General features: G+C 74.1%; 3 protein-coding genes and 1 pseudogene. 2 read left to right on the top strand and 2 right to left on the bottom strand.

What is annotated here, in order from left to right; all coding sequences use genetic code 11:
* Positions 1–965: hypothetical protein (locus PHK61_RS31665; RefSeq protein WP_274285018.1), on the bottom strand; the 965-nt coding region annotated here is incomplete at its 3' end.
* On the opposite strand from PHK61_RS31665, the gene PHK61_RS31660 reads away from it, so the two are divergent.
* On the top strand, positions 945–1208 hold the full coding sequence (locus PHK61_RS31660) for a hypothetical protein (protein WP_274285017.1): 264 nt from the start codon (positions 945–947) through the stop codon (positions 1206–1208). The two genes, PHK61_RS31665 and PHK61_RS31660, sit on opposite strands and share 21 nt — an antisense overlap.
* An 894-nt stretch (positions 1209–2102) precedes the next feature.
* Here the strand turns inward: PHK61_RS31660 and PHK61_RS32240 are convergent.
* Entirely contained in the window at positions 2103–2420 is a 318-nt protein-coding gene (locus PHK61_RS32240; RefSeq protein WP_420791476.1) for a recombinase family protein, read from the bottom strand.
* Positions 2421–2626: 206 nt separating this feature from the next.
* Between PHK61_RS32240 and PHK61_RS31650 the strand changes: the two are divergent.
* Positions 2627–2863, top strand: a pseudogene (locus PHK61_RS31650) (integrase core domain-containing protein); the annotation flags it as partial.
* Positions 2864–2920 lie beyond the last annotated feature (57 nt).

Here is a 2920-nt window from a genome sequence, read left to right as displayed (position 1 = left end):
CCCAGCCGCAGGGTCGGCCGCGTCCGCAGCGTCAGGCTGGCGAGAAGGGCCCGGCCGGCGACAAGGGCGCCCGCGGGGACCAGGGCAATCGCTCGACCACGGCGAACCGCCGCAACGAGGAGTCCACGACCACCGCGTCTACCTCGGAGCGTCGCCGGAACACCGCCGACGCCCAGCCGCAGGGTCGGCCGCGTCCGCAGCGTCAGGCTGGCGAGAAGGGCCCGGCAGGCGACAAGGGCGCCCGCGGGGACCACGGCTCGAACGGTAGCCGGGGCTCGAAGGGCGAGCAGGGCGCGAAGGGTGAGCAAGGCACGCAGGGCCAGGCCTTTGCGCAGGGCGCCCGCGGTGACCAGGGTTTGCAGGGCTCGCAGGGTCAGGCCGGCGAGCAGGGCTCGAGGGGCGAGCAGGGCTCGGAGGGTCTGCAGGGCGAGCAGGGCGAGCAGGGCGAGCAGGGCCTGCAGGGCGAGCAGGGTCTGCCCGGCGAGCAGGGTCTGACCGGCGAGCATGGCGCTCGCGGTGAGCAGGGCGAGCAGGGCGAGCGGGGCGCTCGCGGAGAGCAGGGTCTGCGGGGCCCGCAGGGCGAGCAGGGCGTGCACGGGTTCCCCGGTCAGCAGGGCGCACCCGGCGGGCAGGGTCTGCAGGGCCTGCAGGGCGAGCAGGGCCTCCGAGGTGAGCAGGGCCTCCGAGGTGAGCAGGGCCTCCAGGGTGAGCACGGCGAGCGGGGCGAGGAGGGCCTGCAGGGCCTGGCTGGCGAGCAGGGTGCTCCCGGAACGCAGGGGCTGCCTGGGCCGCGCGGTGAGCAGGGTCCGCAGGGCGAGCCCGGTCCGGCCGGTCCCCAGGGACCTGCGGGGCCGCAGGGCGAGCCTGGTCCCGCCGGCCCGCCCGGGCCGCAGGGTGCGCCCGGCCCGCAGGGCGCCCCGGGCCCGCAGGGTCAGCAGGGGTGGGTGGCGGAGCCGGCGCGGCACGCCGAGCCGCACCGTTCCGACGCCCAGCGCTCCGACGCCCAGCGTTCCGACGCCCAGGGCTCCGACGCCCAGGGCTCCGACGCCCAGGGCTCCGACGCCCAGGGCTCCGACGCCCAGGGCTCCGGGCCCACGCCGGGGAACGTCCTGACGTCGGCCCTGCTCTTCCCGGTGCACGCGGCGGACGCGACGATCCGCTTCGGCTTCAGGGCGCTCGCCTTCCTCCTCCGGGGCGGGAGCTCCTGATCCTTCCCGAGGAGCAGGCGCGATGACGGGGGTCCGGTCTCCGGCCGTACCCGGGCAGCCCCATCGAAGCGCCCCGGACGCCGATCCGAGCAGGATGAGCGGCGCCCGCCACGCGTCCACGACAGCCTCGTCCCGGGGACCGCCACCACCCGGTGCCGGTCTCGGCGCCCGCAACAGCAGTTGCCCGACCGCAAGCGTTGCTCGTAACTTCGGGCCCGGATTGCCGCGGTACCGGTGGCCCGACTTGAACAAGCTGAGGGAGCGCGGGCGTCGCGACCGGGAGCTCCGCGCCAGCTACAACAGACACCTCTGGGATCAGACGGTCGACGTCACGCTCACCCGCGGGGTCGAGTGGCTGCGGGCGCAACGCCCCTGACGTGACCGACGACCCGACCCCTGCGGAGCACATGGCCGGGCCGTTCGTCCTGGGCGAAGGGTCCCAGGCCGTCCATCATGCCGCGTAACGGTCGAGTCCTTCCGCAGCCTCACCGGCCCAGACGTCTCCGGTGAGAAACTCGCCGACGTCCTCGAGCCACAACGAATGGTCGGTGTCGCCGACCCGCCGGCCGATCGTGCGCGTACCCGCGGCCGCCCAGACCGCCAGCCCGGCCCACGACGGCGATGAGCTCAGCATCGGTGAGCCCCGCCATCTGCGCGGTCAGCTCGGCGCGGGGAGCTCGCCGCGCGCTGCTCGGAGGTTCGGCGACCAGTAGCCCCCAGCCCCTCGTCTCTCAGGGGTGTCTCGCGGGGCCGTCGCCGTTCCCGCGGGTACAGCGGATGATCCTCGCACCCATCAGCGGGCCAGCGCGGCGGCGTCCTGGCCCTGCAGCACCGCGCGCACGGTCGAGGGGTACCAGCGGGCGCCGCCCTGCGCAGTCGGGACGCCCTCAGCGGTCAGAGCCGCCGCGAGGGCGGTGAGGGTGGCTCTCCGGCGCCCCGGTCGCGCACGATGCGCTCCACGACCTCGCTGGGCAGCCGGGAGGGCCGTCCGAGGCGAACGCCCTGAGCGCGCTTGGCGGCAAGGCCCTCACGGGTGCGCTGACCGATCAGGCGGCGCTCGTACTGGGCCGAGTTGGCGATCGTGTTGGCGACGAACTTCGAGCGTCGCGCCGATGCTCTTGGCGTAGCGGACGACGGCGAGGGCGCGTGAGCAGGCCAGGCAGCATCGAGCGGGCAGCTTCGAGGGCACAAGGTTGCGGCGGGTGAGGGCATGCCCGCGATCGCACCACCAGCCCACCATCGACTACGTCGCCCGGCGCACCGCTGAAGGGCTATCGAAGCGCGAGATCATCCGCTGCCTGAAGCGCTACCTGGCCCGGGAGATCTACCGGCTGCTCCCGCCGCCGTCGGCACCTCCTCGGGTCCGTCCGGAGCTGCTTCCTCGAGCCGCCTGAAGGCTTGCGATCTATAGGAGCATCAATGCCCTGGCCGAGACCGTCAACGGCTACTACAAGGCCGAGCTGATCCGCGGCCCGACCCGTTCAGGGCCGTGGAAGACCGTCGCCGACGTCGAGCTGGCCACCCTGGGCTGGGTGCACTGGCACAACACCGCGCGGCTGCACGGCTACCTCGGCGACATCCCGCCCGCCGAGTACGAGCAGTCGTTCTACGCTGCCCACCGGACCGACCAGCCCACGGTCGGAATCCCACCGTGAGGGTGGTTCGCCCCGGTTCGGCGGAGTCGGGTAGCTGGGATTCTGGTCGCGTGACCC

This window comes from Actinomycetospora lutea, assembly GCF_028737205.1.
In the GTDB taxonomy this organism is placed as follows: domain Bacteria; phylum Actinomycetota; class Actinomycetes; order Mycobacteriales; family Pseudonocardiaceae; genus Actinomycetospora; species Actinomycetospora lutea.
Note: the sequence above shows the minus strand (reverse complement) of the source record. Positions and strands in the feature narration are given on the sequence as shown.